Annotated in this window: 19 protein-coding genes; 15 read left to right on the forward strand and 4 right to left on the reverse strand. The window is 64.9% G+C overall.

Annotated elements, in window-relative coordinates:
- Positions 1–187: 187 nt before the first annotated feature.
- Complete coding sequence (locus ABB27_RS05085) at positions 188–1,237, reverse strand: lipid A deacylase LpxR family protein (RefSeq protein ID WP_057627153.1); 1,050 nt, start codon at positions 1,235–1,237, stop codon at positions 188–190.
- 301 nt (positions 1,238–1,538) lie between these two features.
- Here ABB27_RS05085 and ABB27_RS05090 point away from each other — a divergent pair, with 301 nt between their 5' ends.
- From ABB27_RS05090 to folK, 13 genes are all read left to right on the forward strand, one after another.
- Positions 1,539–2,825 (forward strand): CsgG/HfaB family protein, encoded by a 1,287-nt coding sequence (locus ABB27_RS05090; RefSeq protein ID WP_161809611.1) that lies wholly within the window; start codon positions 1,539–1,541, stop codon positions 2,823–2,825.
- Between the two features lie 256 nt (positions 2,826–3,081).
- Positions 3,082–4,059 (forward strand): CsgG/HfaB family protein, encoded by a 978-nt coding sequence (locus ABB27_RS05095; RefSeq protein WP_057627203.1) that lies wholly within the window; start codon positions 3,082–3,084, stop codon positions 4,057–4,059.
- A 335-nt stretch (positions 4,060–4,394) separates the two neighbouring features.
- Complete coding sequence (locus tag ABB27_RS05100) at positions 4,395–4,673, forward strand: DUF493 family protein (RefSeq protein WP_057627155.1); 279 nt, start codon at positions 4,395–4,397, stop codon at positions 4,671–4,673.
- Positions 4,661–5,362, forward strand: a complete 702-nt coding sequence (gene lipB / locus ABB27_RS05105; RefSeq protein ID WP_057627156.1) for a lipoyl(octanoyl) transferase LipB — start codon at positions 4,661–4,663, stop codon at positions 5,360–5,362. The genes ABB27_RS05100 and lipB overlap by 13 nt, the downstream gene beginning before the upstream one ends.
- A gap of 16 nt (positions 5,363–5,378) precedes the next feature.
- Positions 5,379–6,389 (forward strand): lipoyl synthase, encoded by a 1,011-nt coding sequence (gene lipA / locus ABB27_RS05110; RefSeq protein ID WP_057627157.1) that lies wholly within the window; start codon positions 5,379–5,381, stop codon positions 6,387–6,389.
- A 219-nt stretch (positions 6,390–6,608) separates the two neighbouring features.
- Positions 6,609–8,780 carry a carboxy terminal-processing peptidase gene (locus ABB27_RS05115; RefSeq protein ID WP_057627158.1) on the forward strand — a complete coding sequence of 724 codons (2,172 nt, stop codon included), beginning with the start codon at positions 6,609–6,611 and terminating at the stop codon, positions 8,778–8,780.
- A gap of 137 nt (positions 8,781–8,917) precedes the next feature.
- Positions 8,918–9,466 (forward strand): DUF2242 domain-containing protein, encoded by a 549-nt coding sequence (locus tag ABB27_RS05120; RefSeq protein WP_057627159.1) that lies wholly within the window; start codon positions 8,918–8,920, stop codon positions 9,464–9,466.
- Positions 9,463–10,728: a hypothetical protein gene (locus ABB27_RS05125; protein WP_083491154.1), complete on the forward strand. Its 1,266-nt coding sequence runs from the start codon at positions 9,463–9,465 to the stop codon at positions 10,726–10,728. Before ABB27_RS05120 ends, ABB27_RS05125 begins: the two co-directional genes overlap by 4 nt.
- A gap of 2 nt (positions 10,729–10,730) precedes the next feature.
- A complete protein-coding gene (gene gnd / locus ABB27_RS05130) occupies positions 10,731–11,645 on the forward strand; it encodes a phosphogluconate dehydrogenase (NAD(+)-dependent, decarboxylating) (protein WP_057627160.1) in 915 nt (304 codons plus the stop codon).
- Between the two features lie 202 nt (positions 11,646–11,847).
- Positions 11,848–13,665, forward strand: coding sequence for a sensor histidine kinase (locus ABB27_RS05135; RefSeq protein ID WP_057627161.1), 1,818 nt, complete (start codon positions 11,848–11,850; stop codon positions 13,663–13,665).
- Positions 13,662–14,102 carry a response regulator gene (locus ABB27_RS05140; RefSeq protein ID WP_057627162.1) on the forward strand — a complete coding sequence of 147 codons (441 nt, stop codon included), beginning with the start codon at positions 13,662–13,664 and terminating at the stop codon, positions 14,100–14,102. Before ABB27_RS05135 ends, ABB27_RS05140 begins: the two co-directional genes overlap by 4 nt.
- A 6-nt stretch (positions 14,103–14,108) precedes the next feature.
- Positions 14,109–15,626 carry a hybrid sensor histidine kinase/response regulator gene (locus ABB27_RS05145; RefSeq protein WP_057627163.1) on the forward strand — a complete coding sequence of 506 codons (1,518 nt, stop codon included), beginning with the start codon at positions 14,109–14,111 and terminating at the stop codon, positions 15,624–15,626.
- Positions 15,627–15,744: 118 nt separating this feature from the next.
- Entirely contained in the window at positions 15,745–16,227 is a 483-nt protein-coding gene (gene folK / locus ABB27_RS05150) for a 2-amino-4-hydroxy-6-hydroxymethyldihydropteridine diphosphokinase (protein WP_057627164.1), read from the forward strand.
- A 266-nt stretch (positions 16,228–16,493) separates the two neighbouring features.
- On the opposite strand, the gene ABB27_RS05155 is transcribed toward folK, so the two are convergent.
- A complete protein-coding gene (locus ABB27_RS05155; RefSeq protein WP_057627165.1) occupies positions 16,494–17,231 on the reverse strand; it encodes a pteridine reductase in 738 nt (245 codons plus the stop codon).
- A gap of 54 nt (positions 17,232–17,285) precedes the next feature.
- Here ABB27_RS05155 and ABB27_RS05160 point away from each other — a divergent pair, with 54 nt between their 5' ends.
- The gene (locus ABB27_RS05160; protein ID WP_057627166.1) at positions 17,286–18,470 is read left to right on the forward strand and encodes a class I SAM-dependent methyltransferase; all 1,185 of its coding nucleotides are present in this window, start codon (positions 17,286–17,288) and stop codon (positions 18,468–18,470) included.
- Positions 18,458–18,853 (forward strand): VanZ family protein, encoded by a 396-nt coding sequence (locus tag ABB27_RS05165; RefSeq protein WP_057627167.1) that lies wholly within the window; start codon positions 18,458–18,460, stop codon positions 18,851–18,853. The genes ABB27_RS05160 and ABB27_RS05165 overlap by 13 nt, the downstream gene beginning before the upstream one ends.
- A 242-nt stretch (positions 18,854–19,095) precedes the next feature.
- Here ABB27_RS05165 and ABB27_RS05170 read toward each other — a convergent pair whose 3' ends face one another.
- Positions 19,096–21,447 carry a beta-N-acetylhexosaminidase gene (locus ABB27_RS05170; RefSeq protein ID WP_057627168.1) on the reverse strand — a complete coding sequence of 784 codons (2,352 nt, stop codon included), beginning with the start codon at positions 21,445–21,447 and terminating at the stop codon, positions 19,096–19,098.
- Entirely contained in the window at positions 21,444–23,015 is a 1,572-nt protein-coding gene (locus tag ABB27_RS05175) for an outer membrane protein assembly factor BamB family protein (protein WP_161809612.1), read from the reverse strand. Before ABB27_RS05175 ends, ABB27_RS05170 begins: the two co-directional genes overlap by 4 nt.
- Positions 23,016–23,020: the final 5 nt, after the last annotated feature.

Raw genomic sequence — 23,020 nt, forward strand, 5'->3', positions numbered from 1 at the left:
GGGAGAGGGGCTAATGCACTTGCAGCCGACGCGATGTGAGCCCCTCTCCCGCACACGGGAGATGGCTAATGCACCTGCAGTCGACGCAATCCGAGCCCCTCTCCCGTTTAGGGGAGAGGGGTTGGGGTGAGGGCGCTTTTGCTTGCGCTCTCAACATGTTCACTCGTGCATTGCCGGGCCAGTGCGATCACAGCGTGCGGCTGATGGTGAAGCTGCCGAATACCGGAGTTTCTTTCTGTCCGTCGAATTCACGGCTGCGGTGGTAGCGGGCCAGGGCGAACTTCCATTTGCCGCGCATCACCGCTACACCGAAGCCGATATCACCGACGAAGGAACGTTTGTCGACGCTGTGGCTGCTGCGGAAAGTGTTGCCGTCCAGGGTGATGTCACGCACCACCCAGCGTGCGTCGCTGGTCACGAATACATGGCTGGACCAGCCTTCCGCGCGTCCGTGACGGGTGGGGGCGGTGTTTTCGCCGGCTGGCCGCATCGGTGAGCTGCCGAAATCATCCGGCAGCTTCCAGCCGAAACGCACCTCGCCACCGGCATTGGCATAGGTCGCCAGGTTGCCGATCGCACCACCCCAATGACTGATCGCATCCCAACCCCAGCCACTGCTGTTGGCTTCGGCCGGCCAGCGTTGCATGCGCTCATGCAGAAGCTTGAACACCGGTTCATCGTGCAGCTGGTTGTGCCAGCCCAAGAACTTGTCGTCACCCAGTGCATCGTGGACGGCGTCCTGCACCTGCTTGCCCTGCGCCGAGGGGCCAATCATGCCCAGCGCCAATTGCGTGGTGCGCAGGTGATTTTCATTGCGTGCGTTGTAGCCGAAGTTGACTATCAGCGCCGCCGCATAGGGCCGGTCGTCCCTGATCAGGTCGCGTCGGGTGTTGTCGGTAGGCGTATACAGCGCCTGGCCGAAACTGAAAATCATGTTCTGCTGCTGGAATTCGCCCGGATGCAGGTGTTCCAGGTGACGGTTCATCCAGCGTGCCAAGCGCGGCAGGCAGGGGTCATCGGTGTAGTCCTGCAGGTTGGGTGATACCAGCGTGAACATCGCGCCGTTGGTGTAACCCTGGTCCTGCTGCGCGCCGCCCAACATGTCATTGTCGATGCGGATATTGATTGCCGGCGGATGATCACGCAAGGCACTTTGTGCGCACTGTTCTGCTGCAAATGCAGGGACAGCGCCTACTCCTCCTGCCATCAGCAACAGCAGTCCGACACCGGATTTCATATGCAAGCCTCAACGCCAACAAATTGGCGTGCAGCTTAGTAGCGTGATGGTGGTAGGCATATCGCTACCGAACGGACAGATTGTTGTAGGTGCGAATGTGGATTTTTTTTCGCAGGTGCGCACTGAGCAAACGTAAGAGTTGTGACGAAAGCACTTTGATACTTGCAAGCACTGTGTATCAGTAGCTAGGCTTGCGTATTCATGAGTGTGACATCTACGTGAATTGTGGTGTCTTGCAGTGCGTAGCGCACTCACCATCAGCAACGCCGCTACCAGCATGGAAGCGATACAGGGGGAAAACATGAAGTACTTGATCCGTCGGCCCGAGCTTTGGGCCGCAGGTGCGTTGGCTATTGCATCAGCAGGCTATAGCGCGCCCAGCCACGCCTTCCTCAGCAGCATGTTTGGCAAGTGTCAGGACAATGCCGGTTCGCTGCGCATTGTTGAACCTGACGACGGCCTCGGCGCATGGGCAACCTACGGCTTGCCGGCACCCACGCGCATGTTGCGCGTGCTGGTCAATGACTCCAAGTGCTTCACCGTGCTTGATCGTGGTGTCGGCTTTGCCGCCGCACAGGCGGAGCGTGATCTGGCATTCGGTGGTCATCTGCAGGAAGGCCAGAATATTGGCGCCGGGCAGATGCGCGGCGCTGATTTCGTGCTGATTCCCGATATCGTCTCGCAGAACCCCAACGCCGGTGGCATGAACATCGGTGGCAGCGCTTCGAGCGGCGGATCCAAGCGCGGCTTGATGGGCGGAATGCTCAACATCGCCACCTTGGGTATATCGGGCAAGTTGTCCACCCAGAAGCAGACCGCCGAAGTGGTACTGACGTTGGTGAACGTGCGTACCTCCGAACAGCTGATCAGCGTCAGCGGCGAAGCCAAGATCACCGACAAGGCGTGGGCTGCGGCAGTGGCCGCTTCCAATGTGCAGGGCGCCGCCCGAGTGAATGTTGGCAGCTGGGAAAACACCGAGATCGGCAAGGTGATCAAGGAGGCCTACGAGGAAGCGTTCTCGCGCATGGTCACCCAGATCAATCGCCGCAAGGATGAAATCCAGGGGCAGCCGGCCTCGTTGATGGCCGCAACGCAGCAGGCGGCACTCCAGCACGTTGCGCCGGTGCAGGCAGCGCTGCAGCAGGCCGCGCCGGTACAGGCAGCGTTGCAACAGGTCGCGCCGGTACAGGCGGCACTCCAGCAGGTTGCGCCGATGCAGGCTGCGTTGCAGCAGGCCGCACCGGTACAGTCGGCGTTGCAGGAGATCGCGCCGTCGTTGGTTGCACCGGTTGTGCAGGCAGCGCTGGTAGCCGCCGCACCGATGGTGGCGAGCGGCGTGGAAACTGCGGTTGCTGCCGTTGAGCCGGGCGCTGCTGCACAGCAGTTGGCCAGCGGTGGAACACTGGTCCTGCGGCGCATGGCGCGGCTGTTGTCCGGTGCCAGCAACCAGGCCGCGGTGGTGGCCGAGTTGAAGGCCGGCATGTTGCTGTTCCCCACCGGCAGCGCCGAGGGCAGCATGCTCAACGTCGAGGACGAGATGGGCAACAAGGGCTGGGTGCCGGCGGCGGCGGTGGAAACCGCGCAGTAAGCGCCGCGTGAAGGGCCGCAGGGGTGCCCTGCGGCCTTTTCGGGACGGTTCTGAGTGCCCCGGGGACGGCGTTTGGCCCCCGTAAAGGGAACCACCTCACAAAAACGTCATGCATTCTGACGCCTGTCTGGGTTAGGATTCCGGCGGACCGGACCGTGCTCGTCTGCTAGGTAACATCAGGGACAGAGTCTTACCGCAAGGTCTCTAAGCCAATGGAACGCACCTCGTAAGGTGCAGGTTAATGGGGAAGCATCAGATGCGTAACGTTTTTTCGCCGCTCACTGCAGCGGTCATCACCCTGGGTATCGCTGCGGCTGTCAGTAGCCAGCCGGCCCAGGCAGCATTCAAGGCCAAGGGCACCCAGGCGCAGGAACAGCGCCAACAGGCTGCCGCACAGATTCCAACCTGTCAGCGTCCGATCGGCACCTTGTCGGTGATCGAGCCGGAAGACTCCACCAACTGGTGGACCGGCCAACAGTTGCCGGCCCCGTCGCGTCTGATCAAGGCCTTCGTCAACCGTTCGCGTTGCTTCACCCTGGTCGACCGTGGCGCCGGTATGGCCGCAGGCCAGTTCGAGCGTGAGCTGGCAGCCAGTGGCGACCTGCGTGGTCGTTCCAACGTCGGCAAGGGCCAGATCAAGGCCGCCGACTACGTGATGATCCCGGACCTGGTCTCGCAGAACAGCAATGCCGGTGGCAATGCCATTGGTGGCCTGCTGGGTGGTTTGATCGGTGGCCGCGCCGGTGCATTGGTTGGTGGCCTGAACTTCACCAGCAAGACCGCCGACGTGGTGCTGACCGTGACCGACGTGCGTTCGTCGGAGCAGGTTGCCATCTCGGAAGGTTCGGCGCGCAAGAGCGACATGGGCTTCGGTGCTGGCGGCGGCCTGTTCGGCGGCAGCGGCCTGGGCGCAGCCGGCGTTGGCGGTTATGCCAATACCGAAATCGGCCAGGTCATCACCATGGCCTATCTGCAGGCCTATACCGACATCATCGCCCAGCTCGGCGGCCTGCCGGACAACGCGTCTGCGGCCAATGCGCAGCAGGCGGTGACGGTGACCCGTGCTGGCCGTCTGCTTGCCAACGCCCGCGGCACCGGCGCGCCGGTCCGTACCCTGGACCCGGGCATGATGCTGTACCCGACCGGCACCAAGGAAGGCGTGATGTGGGAAGTCGAGGACGAACTGGGTAACCGCGGTTGGGTGTCGTCCACCCTGCTGCAGCTGTCCAAGTAAGCCTGGGTTTGCCCCGCAGAAAGGCCGCGCAAGCGGCCTTTCTGGTTTCTGCGTGTTTGATTTTGTGGACGCAGGGTCAGAAAACCGTAGTGCCGAGCCATGCTCGGCAAGGGGCCTTACCAGCAAACCAACCTGTAGTGCCGAGCCATGCTCGGCAAGGGGCCTTACCAGCAGACCAACCTGTAGTGCCGAGCCATGCTCGGCAAGGGGCGTTACCGGGAAAGCCTCTGCCGAGCATGGCTCGGCACTACAGGGCTTGGCTTGGCTGCGTTCATGGAAGGCTGTGAATCGGTCTTGGCCTTGGGTTTGTCGGCGTTCGCCCCGATAATGGCGGCATGGAAATCAAGTCCGACAACCCTGAACACGGCTTCCAGTTCCCCGGCACCTTTGAGCTCAGCGCCATGGGCGCGGCCAACATCGGTCTGGAGGCTGAGCTGCCCAAGTTGCTGCAAGGCGCCGGTATCGAGGTGCTCGAAGAGCGCATCAGCTGGAAAGAATCCTCCAACGGCAAGTACGTCTCTGTGCGCATCGCCTTCAAGGCCGATAGCCGCGAGCAGTACGATGCCGCCCACGCGGTGATGCGTGACCACCCGGAAGTGAAGTGGACGCTGTAACCGCTTGCACTGCAGCAACGCCGGCCAACACCACGCGTCCGGCGCTGCTGCGGGACCTGGGCCGGCAGGGCTATGAACCTGTCTGGCACGCCATGCAGCAGTTCACCGACAGCCGTGGCGACGCGACCACCGACGAGCTGTGGGTGGTCGAGCACGACCCGGTATTCACCCTGGGCCAGGCCGGCAAGGATGAACATGTGCTGGCGCCGGGCGATATCCCGGTGCTGCACGTCGACCGCGGCGGCCAGGTGACCTATCACGGGCCGGGCCAGATCGTGGTTTATCCGCTGCTGGACCTGCGCCGGCTCGGCATCGGTGTGCGCGATTACGTGTGCCGCATCGAGCAGGCCATCATCGACACCCTGGACGAATGGAACATCGGCGCTGAACGCCTGGACGGCGCGCCCGGTGTCTACGTGGGCGGCGCCAAGATCGCCGCGCTCGGCATCCGCGTGCGCCGCGGCTGCAGCTTCCATGGCCTGGCGTTCAATGTGTCGCTGGATCTTGAACCCTTCCACCGCATCAACCCCTGCGGCTACGCCGGGATGCAGGTGACCTCGGTGCTAGACTTGGGCGGTCCTTCGGGTATCGAAGCGGTCAAAGCGGTGCTGCTGTCCCATCTGGCCCAGCAGTTCGGCCTGGCCTTGCAGCCGACGCCCGAACTGCCCGATCTGACTACGCGGCTCTGAGACCGCTGATAACGCCATGACTGAAACCACCACGCGCTCCATTCCCCTGCAGGTCGTGCAGGGCGACGTCCCGTCCGCGCCGTTGCAGGCCGGTGTCAAACAGCTTGGCGGTGACAAGATCAACCGCTCGCCGGTGCAGTTCGCCGACGCGCCGGTGCTGCGCAAGCCTTCCTGGATCCGCGTGCGCATTCCTTCGGGCAATGCCGTGGCCAACCTGAAGGCCAAGCTGCGCGAGAACCGTCTGGTCACGGTGTGTGAAGAAGCCAGCTGCCCGAACATCCACGAGTGCTTCGGCCACGGCACCGCCACCTTCATGATCCTGGGTGAAGTCTGCACCCGTCGCTGCTCGTTCTGCGACGTGGCCCACGGCCGGCCCAAGCCGCCGGACGCCAACGAGCCGGCCAGCCTGGGCCAGACCGTGGCCGACATGGGCCTGAAGTACGTGGTGGTGACCAGCGTAGACCGCGATGACCTGCGTGACGGCGGTGCCCAGCACTTCGTCGACTGCATCACCGCCATCCGCGAAAAGTCGCCGAACACCCGCATCGAAGTGCTGACCCCGGACTTCCGTGGCAAGGGCCGCATGGAGCGCGCGCTGGAAATCCTGGCGCAGAACCCGCCGGACGTGTTCAACCACAACATCGAAACCGTGCCGGACCTGTACCGCAACGTCCGCCCGGGCGCGGACTACCAGTGGTCGCTGACCCTGTTGAAGAACTTCAAGGCACAGCACCCGGACGTGCCGACCAAGTCCGGCATCATGCTGGGCCTGGGCGAAACCCTGGAACAGGTGCAGGCAACCCTGCGTGACCTGCGCGCGCACGACGTGGAAATGGTGACCATCGGCCAGTACCTGCAGCCGACCGCCCACCACCACCCGGTGCTGCGTTACTGGACGCCGGAGGAATACAAGGCGTTCGAGGATTACGGCTACGAACTGGGCTTCAGCCACGTCGCCTCCGGGCCGATGGTGCGCTCGTCCTACCACGCCGACCAGCAGGCGGCCGGTGCCGGCGTCGGCGCCTGAACCAAGCAACAGCATCCCGCTGCGGCGCACTGCCGCAGCCGGGATCGCGTCCAAACCGATGGCCGTAGCGGCGGTGCCTCTGCAGCGATTCACAAACTGCTACGGGCCGGCGGCTACTCTGGCACTGAGCAAGGTGACAAGTGCCGAAACTTTCGGCACTGTCGGCATGTCGTACTTGCCCGCAGTCTCCCCCCAACGTTCGGTGCCACGAGTACTTTGATGAACTACCGAGTTCCCGTTTTCCTGCTGGCTTTCGCGCTGACCGCTCCTGTCGCCCTGCTGGCGCGCGCCGATTCGGCGCTGCCCTCGGCAGCGACAGTCGACCAGGCCACCACTTCCAAGCTGGTGTACGGCCTGCTGTCGGACAGCCGCTACGCCTACCGTCCGCGTCAGCTCGATGCGGCGACCTCGCAGGACGTGTTCAAGCGTTACCTGGAGTCGCTGGACAGCGGCAAGCAGTTCTTCACCAAGGAGGACGTCGACCGTTTCGCGCCGCTGGCTGCGCAGACCGGTGAGGCGATTCGTTCGGGCGAACTGGACCCGGCCTACCAGGTGTTCGCGGTGTACCGGCAGCGGGTGGGTGAGCGCGTGGCCTACGCCCGCCGTCTGCTCAAGCAGGAGCCGGATTTCACCATTGAAGAACGCTTCAACTACGACCGCAAGGACGTGCCGTGGGCGACCAACGCCGAGCTGGACGACCTGTGGCGCAAGTCGGTCAAGAACGACTGGCTGCGGCTGAAACTGGCCGGCAAGCCGGCCGCCGACATCCGCAAGACCCTGGACAAGCGTTACGACACCCTGCTCAAGACCATCAACGAGCTCAAGGGTGAGGACGTGTTTTCGTTCTACATGAACGCCTACACCAGCGCCGTTGACCCGCATACCGATTACTTCACCCCGCGCACGGCCGAGAACTTCAACCAGGCCATGTCGCTGTCGCTGGAGGGCATTGGTGCCCAGCTGCAGCGCCAGGACGACATGGTGGTGATCCGTGAGGTGGTGCCCGGTGGTCCGGTGGCGATGGACGGCACGCTCAAGGCCGGCGACCGCATCGTCGGTGTCGGCCAGGGCCGCTCCGGCCCGGTTGAAGACGTGATCGGCTGGCGCATCGACGATGTGGTGGCCAAGATCCGTGGCGCCAAGGACACCCAGGTGCGCCTGGAATACATCCCGGCCGCCGAAGGCGTGGATGGCAAGCACCGCATGCTGACCCTGACCCGGCAGAAGATCCGTCTGTCCGAGCAGGCCGCCAAGGGCGAGACCATCACCATTCCCGCGGCCGCTGGCCAACCGGAGCGCCGCATCGGCGTGGTCAAGCTGCCCACTTTCTATCAGGATTTCGAAGGCCGCCGCCGCAACGCCGCCGACTATGCCTCGGCCACCCGCGACGTGGCCAAGCTGCTGGCTGGCTTCAAGGCCGACAAGCTGGACGGCGTGGTGCTGGACCTGCGCAACAACGGCGGTGGTTCGCTGGATGAGGCAATCGAACTGACCGGCCTGTTCATCGAGCAGGGGCCGGTGGTGCAGGTGCGCGAATCCGGCGGCCGCGTCACCGTCAACAGCGACCGCAACCCGGCCGTGGCCTGGGACGGCCCACTGGCCGTGCTGATCAATCGCGGTTCGGCCTCGGCCTCGGAAATCTTCGCCGGCGCCATCCAGGATTACGGTCGTGGCCTGGTGATCGGTGAAACCACCTTCGGCAAGGGCACCGTGCAGAATGTGGTGCCGCTGGATCGTTGGCCGGCCAGCGAGAAGGAACGCTTTGGCCAGGTCAAGCTGACCATCGCCCAGTTCTTCCGCGTCAGCGGCTCCAGCACCCAGCACAAGGGTGTGGTGCCGGACCTGGCCTTCCCGGCCAGCGTCGACGCCAGCGAGTTTGGTGAGAGCACCTACGACAATGCGCTGCCGTGGACCCGCATCGCTGCCGTGCCGCATACCCAGTACGGCAACTTCGCGCCGATCGTGCCGCGTCTGGAGACGCTGCACGACACCCGCATCCGCGCCGACCGCGAGTTCCAGTGGTGGGAAGAGGACGTGCAGCAGTTCCGCACCGAGGCCGCCAAGAAGTACGTCTCGCTCAACGAAGCCGAGCGCCGTGCCGAGCGTGACAAGCAGGAAGCACAGCGCAAGCAGCGTCAGCAGATCCGCAAGGAACTGGGCCTGCCGCTGGATCCGCTGGCCGAGGACAGCACCGACGACGGCCTGACCGGCAACGAGCGTGACATCGTCAAGGATGCCGCCCGCGAGAAGGCCGCCGAGAAGCGCCCGGACCCGCTGTTGAAGGAGTCGGCCTCGATCCTGGCCGATGCCGTGAACGTGCTGGAAAAGGACCGCCCGCTGTCGGCACAGGTGTTGCCGCAGTCCACCGGTCCCGGCCGTTGGGCAGACTGATCGGCACGCGCCACCAGCGCTGCGCACAGCCCAGCTGAGCGCAGCGCCAACAGGGCACGGCCCGCATTCAACGCCGTCAGCGTAGCGTTACGTTGGCGGCGTTATGCTGTGCGCCTTCGCTCACCGTGGAGACGCCCATGCGCCGATATCCGCTGCCTGCGTTTGCCAGCTTGAGCCTGTTGTTGGCCGGTTGCGGCGGCAAGGTTGCCGACAGCAGCCTGCTGCGCGAGTCATTCGATTCCGGCGATACCTATACCCGCAGCCTCGACACCACCCCGGCGCAGGCCTGCGAGGCCGCACGCCGCGCGCTGCTGGGCCAGGGTTATGCGATCAGCCGGGCCGACGCCGGCAATGTCGAAGGCAACAAGAATTTCCAGCCCAAGGACGAGGTGCACGAGCAGCTGGTGCTGCGTGTGTCCTGTGCCGCGCAGGGCGCTGGCAAGGCGCAGGTGTTCGTCAGTGCGGTGCAGGACCGCTATGCCCTGAAGAAGTCACCAACCTCGGCCAGTGTCGGCGTGGGCGCGCTGGGCTCGGTATCGCTGCCGTTCGGCAGCAATGACGATTCGCTGGTACGGGTTGCCAGCCGCACCGTGCAGGACCCGCAGTTCTATCGCAACTTCTTCGGCCGTCTGCAGTACTACGTGGAGCAGGACGCACCCGCAGCGGCGGCGGATCCTGCTCGATGACGCATGGCTGGCGCGCGGGTCCGTGGATTGGGCGATGCGCGCTGCTGCTGGCGGTGTGGCTGAGCACGCCGCTGCTGGCCGAGGCCGGCTGCAACATGGCCTTGCTGCAACAACTGGGCTGGCAGGTGAGTCCAGGACCACAGCCCGCGCCGCAGATCGACGCAGGTGAACCCTGCCGGCGCGCATCGCTTGCCGATGCACAGGCACATGGCGACCTGCGCCTGCAGCTGCCCGACGCTTACAACGAAGCGCAGCGCGAGCAGTTGGCCGCGGACATGCTGCAGCAGCCGGCCAGCATCTGCGCCTATGCCTTCAAACTGGGCGAGGCGGCGCGCACCGCCAGCACGCGGCTGCAGGAAAATCCGGGCTACCGCTTCACCGCCTTGCAGCTGGGCTGGATTGGTTTCGGCGCGCGCGGCGCCGCTGCCCAGGGCTGGCAGCGCTTCCGCAGCTTTGGCCGTGGCTACGCGCCGCGTGGGGCCAATTCGGTGGCGCTGGAGGCGTTCTACTCGGGCCGGGTGCGATCCGAATGCGGTGTGGGGCGGCAGGTGGCGCAGCTGGCGACGCTGCGTGAACTGTTTGGCGATGCGGCGTTCGATAGCGACTTCACCGCCGGCGAGCTTTCCATCGGCACCTTTCTGAGCCTGCATGACACCGAAAGCATCCTGCTCGGCAGCAGCGCTGGCGAGATGTTCGCCGACGGCAAGGCCGTGCGTACCTCGGCACTTGGACGGCAGGCCTTCATGGGCGTGCCGGGGTACATCGTGCACGCCTTCGATGCCGCCTACCTGGATGACATCAACAACCAGGCCGAGAACTTCGTGATCACCGATATCAGTGCCGACGCGGCCGAAGCGCTGGCGCGAGCGGGCGGCTTTGCCCACTACGATGCACTCAACAAACAGTTGTGGGAGCTGGCCCAGCAATTGCCGGGCCACGGGTGGCGGCGGTTCGAGCGGCTGCTGTACCTGCGTGAGCCGGAGCTGCGTGCGGCGCTGCCCGAGGCGCAACAGGCGGTGCTGGCGCAGATGGATACGCTGCTGGCCGAGCCGGTCTACCGCGAGCTGATGCTGTACGTGCATCACCAGGGCGTGCGCCCTTTGGGGTATCACATCGTGCGCCTGCTGGACCGCAATCCGCGCACGCCGTTTGTCATCGAACTGGTGCTGCACAACCTGCACACCACGATTTACCAACGCTGGTTGCAGGCACGCCTGCGCGCCTGCCCCAGCGCATCCTTATCTACCGCCGGAGGAGTTTGAGCATGGAATTGGGAATGATTGGCCTGGGCCGCATGGGCGCCAACATGGCGCAACGTCTGCAGCTTGCCGGGATTGCGGTCACCGGCTTTGACCCGGGCGAGCAGGCGCGGGTGGCGGTGGCTGGGCACGGTATCGCCACGGTCGATGCCTTGCAGGCGCTGGTGCAGGCGCTGCCTGCGCCGCGCACGCTGTGGCTGATGGTGCCTTCCAAGGTGGTGGATGCCACCCTCGACAGCCTGCTGCCATTGCTGGCGGCGGGTGACGTGGTGATCGACGGCGGTAACTCCTGGTACCGGGAATCGCAGCAGCGCGCCGCGCGCTGTGCCGCCGCCGGGGTGGGCTTTGTCGATTGCGGCACCAGTGGCGGCGTATGGGGCCTGCAGGAAGGCTATTGCCTGATGATAGGTGGCGAAAAGGACACGGTTGCCCGGCTGTCGCCGTTGTTCAAGGCGCTGGCACCGGCCGCCGACCGCGGCTGGGCACATGTTGGCCCGGTGGGTGCGGGGCACTTCAGCAAGATGGTCCACAACGGCATCGAGTACGGAATGATGCAGGCCTATGCCGAAGGCTTCGCGCTGATGGACAAGAAGGCCGAGTTCGATCTGGACCTGGCCAAGGTGGCCGAGGTCTGGCGGCATGGCAGCGTGGTGCGCTCGTGGTTGCTGGACCTCAGTGCCGATGCCCTGCAGGCCAATCCTGCGCTGGATGGCATCGCCCCGTATGTGGAGGACTCCGGCGAGGGCCGCTGGACGGTTGCCGAGGCCATCGAACTGGATGTGCCGGCGCCGGTCATCACCTTGTCGCTGCTGGAACGGCTTCGTTCGCGGCAGGCCAATTCATTCAGTGACCGCATGCTGGCGGCGATGCGCAACGAGTTCGGCGGGCATGCGATCAAGCCAGCGGGGGAGGCGGGCTGAGGCGTCACGGCGGGTGCGCGGTGGGTTGCACAGGTCATGTTAATGGGGAGTGCACGGGCACACCTATTCGTGCAATCCTTGGCCGACAGTCAGCGATGTTGTCGTGCTGGTCACGCAGCCATCGATTGACCCGGGGTCGACTCGGTCGACGAACACCGGGCCGTCGCCAAACGCGGCGGCCCGTCAGCATGCAGGGCAAGGGATGGCGACACGATTGACCGACGATGACTGGAGCCGCTGGCGCCTGCTGGGGCTGGGGCTGGCCGCGTTGTTGATCATCGTGGTGCCGGCCTTGACCCTGCAACGCATGACCGCCGACAGCGTCAACGCCGCCAACTGGGTGGCACATACCCAGGCGGTGGGCGCGCGCCTGTACAACCTGCAGGCCGACATCCGCGATGTGGAGTCGGCGGCCTTGACCTTGTCCAAGGGGATCGACTCGCAGGCATTGCAGCAGCGGCTGCATACCGCTGATGGCATCGGCGACAACCTGCGTGAGCTGGCACGGCTGGTCAGTGACAGCCCCGAGCAGCTTGTGCGCATCGGCAAGATGGAGTCGATGCTCGAACGGCGCATGGCCCTGGCCAAGGAGATCGCGGCCAGCACCGACTCGCCGCGGCAGCGCGAGTTGATCGAGGAAATGACGTTCCAGTACCCGATCCGGCAGCTGGTGCAGGAACTGCAGCAGCACGAGGACACCTTGCTGGTCGCGCGCGCTGCCGAGGCCAGGAGCCAGCAGCGGATGGCGTCGATGGTGACCTGGACCGCACTGGCGGTGCAGTTGCTGTTGTTGGGGCTGGTGTTGTGGCTGTTGCAGCGGCAGATCGGCAGCCGCGCCGATATCGAATTGCGCCTGAGCAAGGCCAGTGCCCGCGCCAGCGCGGTGCTGCAGACCGTGCGTGAGCCTATCGTGCTGCTGGATGGGCAGCTGCGCATCCTGTTGCACAACACCGCCTTCGCCGAGATGTACGGCGTCGAGGAGGCCGATATCAGCCAGCGCCAGTTGCAGGATATCGGCGACGGCGCGTGGGACGATCCGCTGGTACGCCAGCGGCTGGCCGACGTGCTGTTGCGTGGGCGCGAACTATGGGATTTCGAACACCAGCAACGCAGCGTGGATGGCATCAACCGCACCATGCTGATCAATGCCCGGCGCATGGCCTTGCCTGATGCCAACGACGAAGTGGTGTTGATGACGATCAGCGACATCACCCTGCAGCGCGCCGTACAGCAGCATGTGGAAGAGCTGAACCGGCAGCTGGAAGGCAAGGTCGAGCAGATGGCTGACGTCAATCGTGAGCTGGAAGCCTTCAGTTACTCGGTCTCGCACGACCTGCGCGCGCCACTGCGGCATGTGGCCGGCTTCTCCGACAAACTGGGGCGGCACCTGGGCGAGGCGATCGATAGCAAGACCCAGCACTATCTGGACGTGATCAGCAGCTCCGCGCAGCTGATGGCGGCCTTGATCGATGACCTGCTGGTGTACTCGCGGCTGGGCCGCGGCGCGATGCGCCTGCAGCGGGTGGACATGCAATCGCTGGTGGCCGATACCCGCGCGCTGCTGGACTCCAACCTCAAGACCGAGGCGGGGGCGGACGGCAAGATCCGTGAGGTGGAGTGGAAGATCGGCCGCTTGCCGGTGCTGATCGGCGATGAAAACATGTTGCGCCAGGTCTGGTTGAACCTGCTTGGCAATGCGGTCAAGTACAGCGCCTGCCGCGACCGGGCGGTGATCGAGGTGTCGGCCAAGCAGCTGCCTGACGGCAGCCACCAGTTCAGTGTCGGCGACAACGGTGCCGGCTTCGACATGCAGTACGCCTCCAAGCTGTTTGGTGTGTTCCAGCGCCTGCACAAGGCATCCGAATACCCCGGCACCGGTATTGGCCTGGCCAGCGTGCGCCGCGTGCTGACCCGCCATGGTGGCCGCATCTGGGCGGACGCACAGGTGGACAAGGGCGCCACCTTCAGCTTCGTTGTTCCTCAAACACCTGAAACATCCTACAAGGACACCGTGGAATGAGTCCCCTGCGCACCATCCTGATTGCCGAAGACAGCCAAGCCGATGCCGAGATGGCGATCGACGCGCTGCGTGATGCACCCCTGGCCAATCCCATCGTGCATGTGGAGGACGGGGTGGAAGCGATGGACTTCCTGCTGCGACGGGGGGCGTTCGCACAGCGCGAGGAAGGTTTGCCGGCGGTGCTGCTGCTGGATATCAAGATGCCGCGCATGGATGGCCTGGAAGTGCTGCGGCTGATCCGCGCCGACGAAGACCTCAAGCGGCTGCCGGTGGTGATCCTGTCGTCTTCGCGCGAGGAGAGCGACCTGGCCCGCAGCTGGGACCTGGGCGTCAATGCCTATGTGGTCAAGCCGGTCGACCTTGAACAGTTTTTCCAGGCAGTGAAAACGATTGGTACGTTCTGGGCGTTGATCAACCAGGCCGCGGACAGCGAGTAAGCGCAGATGCCGAACAAGGGAACGCCATTGGGGCCGTTGCGCATCCTGCTGGTGGAGGATTCGCCCGAAGATGCCGAGCTGGTTGTCGACCAGTTGCTCGAGGCTGGCCTGCAGATCGAATTCGAGCGGGTCGACAATGAGCCGGCGATGCGCGGCGCACTGGAGGCCTGGATGCCGGATATCGTGCTGTCCGACCTCAGCATGCCGGGCTTTTCCGGCTACTACGCGCTGCATATCCTGCGCGAGCTGCATCCCAGCGTGCCCTTCATCTTCGTCTCCGGCACGATGGGTGAGGAGACGGCGGTGGAGGCACTGCAGCACGGCGCCAACGATTACATCATCAAGCACCAGCCGGCACGGCTGCCCTCGGCGGTAGCGCGGTTGGTACGCGAAACCCGCAGCGAGCGCGAACGCCTGCGGGTGGAAGATGAGCTTATGCGCGCGCAGCGGCTGGAAAGCCTGGCCCTGCTTGCCGCCGGGCTGAGCCATGACCTGCGCAACATCCTGCAGCCGCTGCTGATCATTCCGGATCTGATCCGCGACCGCAGCGACGACCCCAAGATCATCCGTCTGGCTGATGTCATCGCCGAATGCGGGCGTCGCGGCCATGAGATGGTCGAGTCGATGCTGTCCTTCGTCCGTGGCTCGCGCCAGCCCAGCGAACGCATCGTGCTGCAGCGCCTGTTCCAGGCCGTGGGCATGCTGCTCAAGAGCAGCCTGCCGCGCAATGCCGAGCTGCACCTGGAAGTATCCGACGATCGTATTGCGATCGAGGCGAACTACACCGAGCTGCAGCAGGTGTTGTTGAACCTTGCGCTCAACGCCATCCAGGCGATGCCGGATGGCGGCACCTTGAGCCTGATCGCCGAACGTGTTGCCGGCGAGGAGGACAAGGTGCGCATCCGCGTCAGTGATGACGGCATCGGCATGGACGAGGCCACGGTGAAGCGCCTGTTCACCCCGTTCTTCACCACCAAGTCCGACGGCACCGGGCTGGGCCTGGTGTCCTGCCATCGCATCGTTGAAAGCATCGGTGGGCAGATCCAGGTGCAGAGCCAACTGGGCGAGGGCACCACCTTCGAACTGCTGCTGCCGATGTTCGAATGCAGTGGCGATGAAGATGCCGAGCCGGTGGAAAGCAACCGGGTCGGCCACGGCGAGCGCCTGCTGGTGGTGGACGACGAAGCCACGCGCTTGTCGCTGCTGGGCAATGCGCTGTCCAGCCAGGGGTATCGCATGCGCCTGGCCAGCGATGGCGCGGTGGCGATGCGGCATCTGCAGGAGGCCGGGTTGCCGGACGTGGTGCTGGTGGACAGTGGCATCCCCTTGCTGTCGGCGGGCCAGTTGCTGGCCGAGATGCAGGCCATGGGCTACCGCGGCCCGGCGATCGTGCTGGAGGACGCCAACGCACCGGCTTTCGCCGACGGTGAGGCGCCATCGGGCATCAGCGTGCATGTGCTGCCCAAGCCGCTGGAGATGCAGCGGGTGTTCCGCGCCGTTGCCGACGCCCTCGGGGTGGGCTGAAACAGGTGGCGTGGCATAGGCGGGCCGGCGGTGGCTGGCCTATCATGTGCGCCCCCCTACGTTGCGGTGCTCAAGCTCGTCCACCGTGGCGCGGGCTGGCCCGCAGGCAAACCAACTCATGACCACTGTGCTTCTCAGCCTGGGCAGCAACCTGCAACCGCAGCACTATCTGCAAGCGGCGGTTGCCGTATTGCGCGAACGTTTTGGCGCTATCAGCGTCTCGCCGGCCTACCGCACGCCCGCGGTGGGTTTCGACGGCCCGGACTTCCTCAACAACGCGGTGATGCTGGATACCGAGCTGCCGCTGGCCGAGTTGGATGATTGGTTGCACGCGGTGGAAGACGCGCATGGCCGTGACCGTTCCGGCCCGCGTTTCAGCGACCGTACCCTGGACATCGACGTGGTGTATTACGGCGACCTGGTGGTGGAAGGCCCCGGCCATCTGCGCATCCCGCGGCCCGAGTTGAAACACGCCTTCGTGCTGAAGCCATTGGCGGACATCGCCCCGGATTTCATCGACCCGGTACGCGGCTTGAGCCTGCAGCAGATGTGGCAGCAGCATCCGCAGTACGGGCAGGCCTTCGATACGGTGGCGTTGTAAGGCTGCACCTGTGTTACCGAGCCATGCTCGGCATTGGGTATTCCCGGTAAAGCCTCTGCCGAGCATGGCTCGGCACTACGCCCCCTCCCTTTGCCGCAGGCAAGGGGAGGGCTGGGGAGGGGTTGGCTTTCGCTTGCTGAGGGATACGGTGGCGTTGTAGCCCCCGACGTAAGGCTGCACCTGTAGTGCCGAGCCATGCTCGGCAGAAGCGTTACCGGTAAAGCCCCTGCCGAGCATGGCTCGGCACTACAGTTGGTGCATGCAGATCACGTCAGCAGGCGGCCGCCGTCCAGGCGCAGGGTCTGGCCGGTGATGTAGCCGGCATCGTCCAGCAGCCAGCGCACCGCCGAGGCGATCTCGTGCGGGGTACCGAGCCGGTCCAGTGGTGTGCGCTCCATCAGCTTCTGCTTGGCGGCCTCGCTCTTGCCCTGTTCCGGCCACAGGATGGCGCCCGGTGCGATGGCATTGACCCGCACGTGCGGGGCCATTTCCAGTGCCAGCGAGCGGGTCACCATCTCCAGCGCAGCCTTGGCCGAGCTGTACGCCGGGTGTTCGCGCAGCGGCTGAGTGGCGTGCAGGTCGGTCAGGTTGACGATGGCGCCGCGCTGCTTGATCAGGTGCGGCGCGGCGGCCTGCGCCAGGAAGAACGGTGCCCGCGCATTCACTGCGAACAACTCATCCCATTGCCCGGGCTGTACCTGCCCGAACGGGGTGGGGAAGAAGTTGGAGGCGTTGTTGACCAGCGCATCCAGCCGGCCGAACTGGCTGACCGCCTGTTCCACCAGATCCGGCAAAGCGTCCACGTCGCGCAGGTCCGCCTCCAGTGCCAAGACGCTGCCCGGACGCTCGCTCTCCAGGTCGAAGGCCAGCGACTGCAGCTCCTCGCTGGATTGGTGCGCGTGCAGGGCGATGCGGTAGCCATGGGCATGCAGGTGACGGGCAATGCCGGCGCCGATCCGGCGCGCGCTGCCGGTGACCAGGGCCACCCGTTGGGATTCTGTCATCTGGGATTTCCTTACTCAGCTATCCTGTGCATTGTCCTCGCAAACCACCGCATCATGCATTCCGACCTGCCAACCCCCGATTCAGACGCGCTTGCACACAGCGAGCAGCTGGCCGCGCATCTGCGCGCGGAAATCCTTGCCCAAGGCGGTGCGGTGCCGTTTTCACGCTTCATGGAGCTGGCACTGTATGCCCCGGGCTGGGGCTATTACAGTGCCGGCGCCAGCAAGTTTGGCGCCGCAGGTGACTTTGTCACCTCGCCGGAGATTGGCGCGCTGTTTGCCGCCACCACCGCCAATGCAGTGGTGCCGGTACTGAAGCAGCTGGGTCCGGCGGCACGCATGCTGGAACTGGGCGGTGGCAGCGGTGCGTTTGCCGAAATCATGCTCAAGCGCCTGCTGGAACTCGATGCCCTGCCGGAGCGCTACGCCATCCTCGAGCCCAGCGCCGATCTGCGTGAACGCCAGCGCGAGCGCCTGGAGCGCGCGCTGATTCCGCCCGTGTTCGCCCTGGTGGAATGGCTGGACCGGCCGTTCGATGACGACTGGGACGGCGTGCTGTTCGCCAACGAGGTGATCGATGCGCTGCCGACACCGCGCTTTCTTGCCGACGAAGGTGAGATCTACGAAGAAACCGTCGAGCTCGATGGCGAAGGCCGCTTCGTGCGTGGCGCGCAGCCGGCCGATCCGCTGTTGATGGGGGCGGTGCGGCATGTGGAGCGCTACCTGGAGCGCCCGTTCGCGCACGGCTATCGCTCCGAGGTGCTGCCGCAGCTGCCGTACTGGATCCAGGCGGTGGCCGGTGGCATGCAGCGCGGGGCGATGTTGTTCGTCGACTATGGTTACTCGCGCAGCGAGTTCTACCAGCACGATCGCACCGACGGCACGATGCGTGCGTTCTACCGGCACCGTGTGCACAACGATGTCTTCCTGTGGCCGGGCCTGCAGGACATCACCGCCTCGGTGGATTTCACCGCGCTGGCCGAGGCCGGCACCAACGCCGGCTTCGAGCTGGCCGGTTACAGCAACCAGGCCAACTTCCTGCTCGGCAATGGCATCACCGACCTGCTGCTGCAGGCCGAGGCACGTACCGACGAAGTGGGCCAGCTGCGCTTGCGTGACCAGCTCAAGCGGCTGACCTTGCCGACCGAAATGGGTGAGCGCTTCCAGGTGATGGGTTTCAGTCGCGACGTGGACATGTCGGCGTCGTTCCTGCTCGGCGACCTGACGTGGCGGCTGTAATCACGGCGCTGAAGCCGCTGCGTCATCCGCGTTTCTGGCTGGGCTTGTGGTGTGCGGCGGTAGTGGCGGTGATCGTGGTCTGCCTGATCCCGCCGCCGCCGCTGGACCTGCCCCAGAACAGCGACAAGCTTGAGCATCTGCTGGCGTACTTCATGCTGTCTGCCAGTGCGGTGCAGCTGTTCGGCAGCCGCCGCGCGCTGTGCTGGGCGGCACTGGGCCTAGTCGCCTTGGGCGTAGGCATCGAGTGGGCGCAGGGCGCGCTGACCAGCACCCGCATGGCCGATCCGATGGATGCGCTGGCCAACAGCGGTGGCGTGCTGATCGGCATGCTGACCGCACTGACCCCGCTGCGCGATCTGCTGCTCAGGCTGCAACGGCGCTGAGCCCGCAGCGGCCACGGTGCTGCAAGGCGTCTGCCGTGGTTGCGCCTGCAACTTAATTTCATAGAAAAATCAGCCATTTCCGATGCAATGGCACTTACGCTGGCAGCGCCTTGGCTGCTACGTTGGGGTCATCACGGGCGCCGTCATGGCGCCGGTGATTTTGCAAAGTTGGCGCGGTGCGGGACGTGGGTGGAGAGGACTCACGTACCGCACCGCGCCTTCCCGGGGGTTCTCCCCAAGCCTTACTTCTTCGGCTGCAGACGCACCTGGTCCAGCACCCACATCTGCGGACGGGTATCGCCGCTGAAGGTCATGCACAGATCGGTGATCTGCTCGGCACCCGCGCGCAGCGGTGCTTCCAGTTCAATGAAACCGTCCTTGCCCGGCTGCTGCGGCAGCGGCACCGTGGCCAGCACGCGGCCTTCGCAGCCGGCACGTACTTCAAACTCGCCGTACTGGCTCACCGGCTTGCGGAAGCCGCGCTTGGCTTCCTCCGGGCGCAGCAGGCCGAAGTTGTAGGGGATGCGGCCAGCACGGACCTGGATGGAGGCGATGTCCTGCAGCTGCGCGTCTTCCCACAACCAGCACGGGTTGAAGATGGTGACGTCGAAGTTGTCGCGCTCGCCGTGCAGCGGGTTGTCGTCGACCAGGCGCAGCAGCAGGCGGCCGCCCTGCGGGCATTGCGCCAGGGTCTTGTCGTTGCGGGTCAGCAGTGACTGCGCGTCGAAATTCCACTGGCTGGGCTTGTCGGCCACCGGCTTGCCGTTGAAGAAGGTCAATGCGGTCAGCACGGTCGGTACCGGCAAGGTCAGTGCGCCAGGATAGGCGGCCGATTGCGCGGTGGGGGTGCTGCCATCGGTGGTGTAACGGATATCGCGGTAGCTCAGCGGGTTGGACAGCTCGACCGTCACCTTTTCAGTGGCACGGTCATCCTGACGCTTCATCGCCACCGACAAGGCGGTCTGGCCGTAATCAATGCCCAATGCCTTGTAGCGCTGCAGCTGCGCCGGCAAGCGGGCGAGGAAGTCGTCGTAGCTCTTGTTCTGCAGCGGGGTCCAGGCGATCTCGGACAACGCTGCCAGGCGCGGGAACACGTTGTGTTTGAGATCCTTGCCGGTGCGGGTGTGCTCGGTCCACATATTGGCCTGCACGCCGATCACGTGCTTGCGCTGCGCAGGTGTCAGCTCGGCCGGTACCGGGTCGAACGCGTAGACACGCTGCATCGAGGTGAACTTGGGGCGTCCGGTGGGTTCTTCCGGCAGATTGGTCTGCAGGAAATCCAGGTACAGGGTATTGCCCGGGGTCATCACCACATCGTGGCCGTGCGTGGCGGCCTCGATGCCGCCTTCGATGCCGCGCCAGGACATCACCGTGGCCTGCGGCGGCAAACCACCTTCGATGATTTCGTCCCAGCCGATCAGCTTGCGGTCGTGGTCTTCCAGGTACTTCTCAAGCCGCTTGAGCATATGCGACTGCAGGGCTTCCTCGTCCTTCAGGCCCAGCTCGCGGATATAGGCCTGCACCTGCGGCGAATCCTGCCACTGGTACTTCACCGCTTCGTCGCCGCCGATGTGGATGTACTGGCCGGGGAACATTTCCAGTACTTCGGCCAGGATGTTCTCCAGGAACTGCAGGGTTTCCTCGCGCGGATTGAACAGGTAGGGGTTCACGCCCCAGTTGGCCGATGGCAGGGTCGGACCATCGACCACGCCGTGTTCCGGATAGGCCGCAACCGCGGCCTGTGCATGGCCGGGCACATCGATCTCGGGCACGACGGTGATGTGGCGTGCGGCGGCATAGGCCACCACATCGCGGATCTGCTCCTGCGTGTAGTAACCGCAATACAGGTGCGGCTTGCCGTCAGCGCCAACGCCGGCTTCGCCAGCGGCAGAACGGCAGCTGCCCACTTCGGTCAGCTTCGGGTAGCGCTTGATTTCCATGCGCCAGCCCTGGTCATCGGTGAGATGCCAATGGAAGGTGTTGAGCTTGTGCGTGGCCATCGCGTCGAGGATCAACTTGATGTCCTCGATGCTCTGGAAATGGCGTGCCGAGTCGAGCATGAAGCCACGCCAGTTGAAGCGCGGTGCATCCTCGACCTGCATGGCCGGCAAGGTGATGCCGTTCGCGGGTGCGCCGGCAAGCAGCTGCCATAGCGACATGGCGCCATAGAACAGGCCGCGCGCGTCACCGGCTTCCACCAGCACGCCATCGCCATTGATGCGAAGTGAATAGCTCTCCGCCGATGCGTCGGCGCTGGGCTTGCCGAGGCGGAACTGGATTGCACCCTTGGCATTGCCGCTGCTCGTTGCCTGCAGCTGCAACGGCGTGGTGCGTGCCAGCAGCTGGGTGAACTGTGCGGCGACCTCGCCAGCGCCTTCAGCGGCGATTACGCGGGTGGAGGCGTCCGCCACGAAGCGGCCATTGCCAGGCTGCACCGATACCGGCCGGGGAATGATGCTGGCACCGGTTACTTCCACTGGCAGCTGCTGTGCGGGCGCGACAGTGGAAGCGGCCAATGCATGGCCGCTGGCAGAGGCAAGTGCAAGCGACAGCGCAGCATGCAGAGCGTGGGTGGTGAGTCGGTGTCGGGTCATCGTGGATCCTTGTTGTTGACGGTTGGCATGCGGCCAGCCGCTGTTGCGTTTGCGGTTGATGTAACGGTTGCTGCAATCCGTGGGGGGAGAGAAGTTGGGGTGGGGCGCAGGGCATTGGCCTGCGTAGTGTTGGTGCTGGATTGGATCATCGCATCAAGTGCAAAGCCCATCAGCACGCCTTCGATATCGGCAGCGACAAGTACGTCGGCATGATGGGCGAGCGTACCGGCGACGCCCCACTGGAAGCCACGTCCCGTTGGTAACGCATGGGTAGCGAGCAGGCGTCCATCGCGGCGATCAAGTACACCTATGCCAGCGGCGTGATCAATAAAATAGGGATGGCCAGCGGCCATGCCGACCAGCAGCTGGTCACCCAGTGCCAGTGGCGTGCCCCAACTCCAACCGCCAACATCGGTGCGCCACAGTACGCGGCCGTTGTTGATGTCGATGGCGCTTACCTTGCGCAGGTCGGATGAGCCTATGTACAGCGTATTGCCTTCGAACGAAGGTTCGGATTCGATCCACGACGTCCAGAACTGCGTCATCCACAGCGCGTTGCCGGTGCGTGCGTCGATTGCGTGCAGCACGCCGCTGCGGTCATTGCAGAACACGCGGCCGCGATGCACCACCGGCGCTGCGCCGGGTCGCGAGGCAAGACGGTACTGCCATAGCGGAGTGCCGGTGCGCGCATTGAGTGCCTGCACCACACCTGCTTCGGTGACGGCGAACAACTGAGTGCCGTCGCTGGCCAGGCCGTGCTGAATGCGACCAGCAAGCTGCCGCTTCCAACGGCTGGCGCCGGTGCGCATGTCCAGCGCCTGTACGCTGCCGTCACTGCCGCCGACATAGAGCAGGCCGTCGCCGAGCAGTGGGCGCGGGCCCTGCCATTCCCAGGCCGCTGATTGTGGTTGCGGAGGCTCGCGGCTGCTGCGCGCGTCCTGGATCGAGGAGCGCCATTGCTCGCGGCCGGTCTTGCGCTCAAGCCGGTGCAGGTAGCCGCCATCGCTGTTGACGAACACGGCATCGTCGGTGACCAGCGCGGTGGCATAGATCGGGTAACCCAAGGCGCTGCCCCAGCGCAGGCTGCCATCGGCAAGGTTGACGGCAAACAGGGTGCCTGCGGTGGTGCCGATATAGGCAGTGCCGTCTGTAATCACCGGCGAGGCAAAAATCTGGCCACCAAGATGGGTTTTCCAGCGCGGGCCGGACAAGGCCTGGGGGGAAGTGTTGCCTGGGTTTGTGCTGGGCAGAGAGTCGCGGTCGCCGCGCCGCAGGCGCAGGCGTTCGCCGCTGCCCAACAACGTGCCCGTCAATTCCTTGTCCTGCAGCCGCAGCGCCATGTGCAGGCTGCGATGAACCAGGGTGTTGTTGTCGTCGATATCTGCCTTGCCATGCAGGGGCAATGAGCGCAGGTGGGCGATGGGTAGATCCAGTTGCATGTCGTAGCGGCCGTTGGCATCGGCCTGCAGGTTCAGGCCAATGCTGACCTTCTCGCGCGGGCTGCCGATCTCGCCGAGCCAGTAGCCGGAGAGGTCGTCGGCGGCGCGTGCAGCGCGGGCAGGCAGCAACAGCA

It is taken from the genome of Stenotrophomonas terrae, from assembly GCF_001431465.1.
In the GTDB taxonomy this organism is placed as follows: domain Bacteria; phylum Pseudomonadota; class Gammaproteobacteria; order Xanthomonadales; family Xanthomonadaceae; genus Stenotrophomonas; species Stenotrophomonas terrae.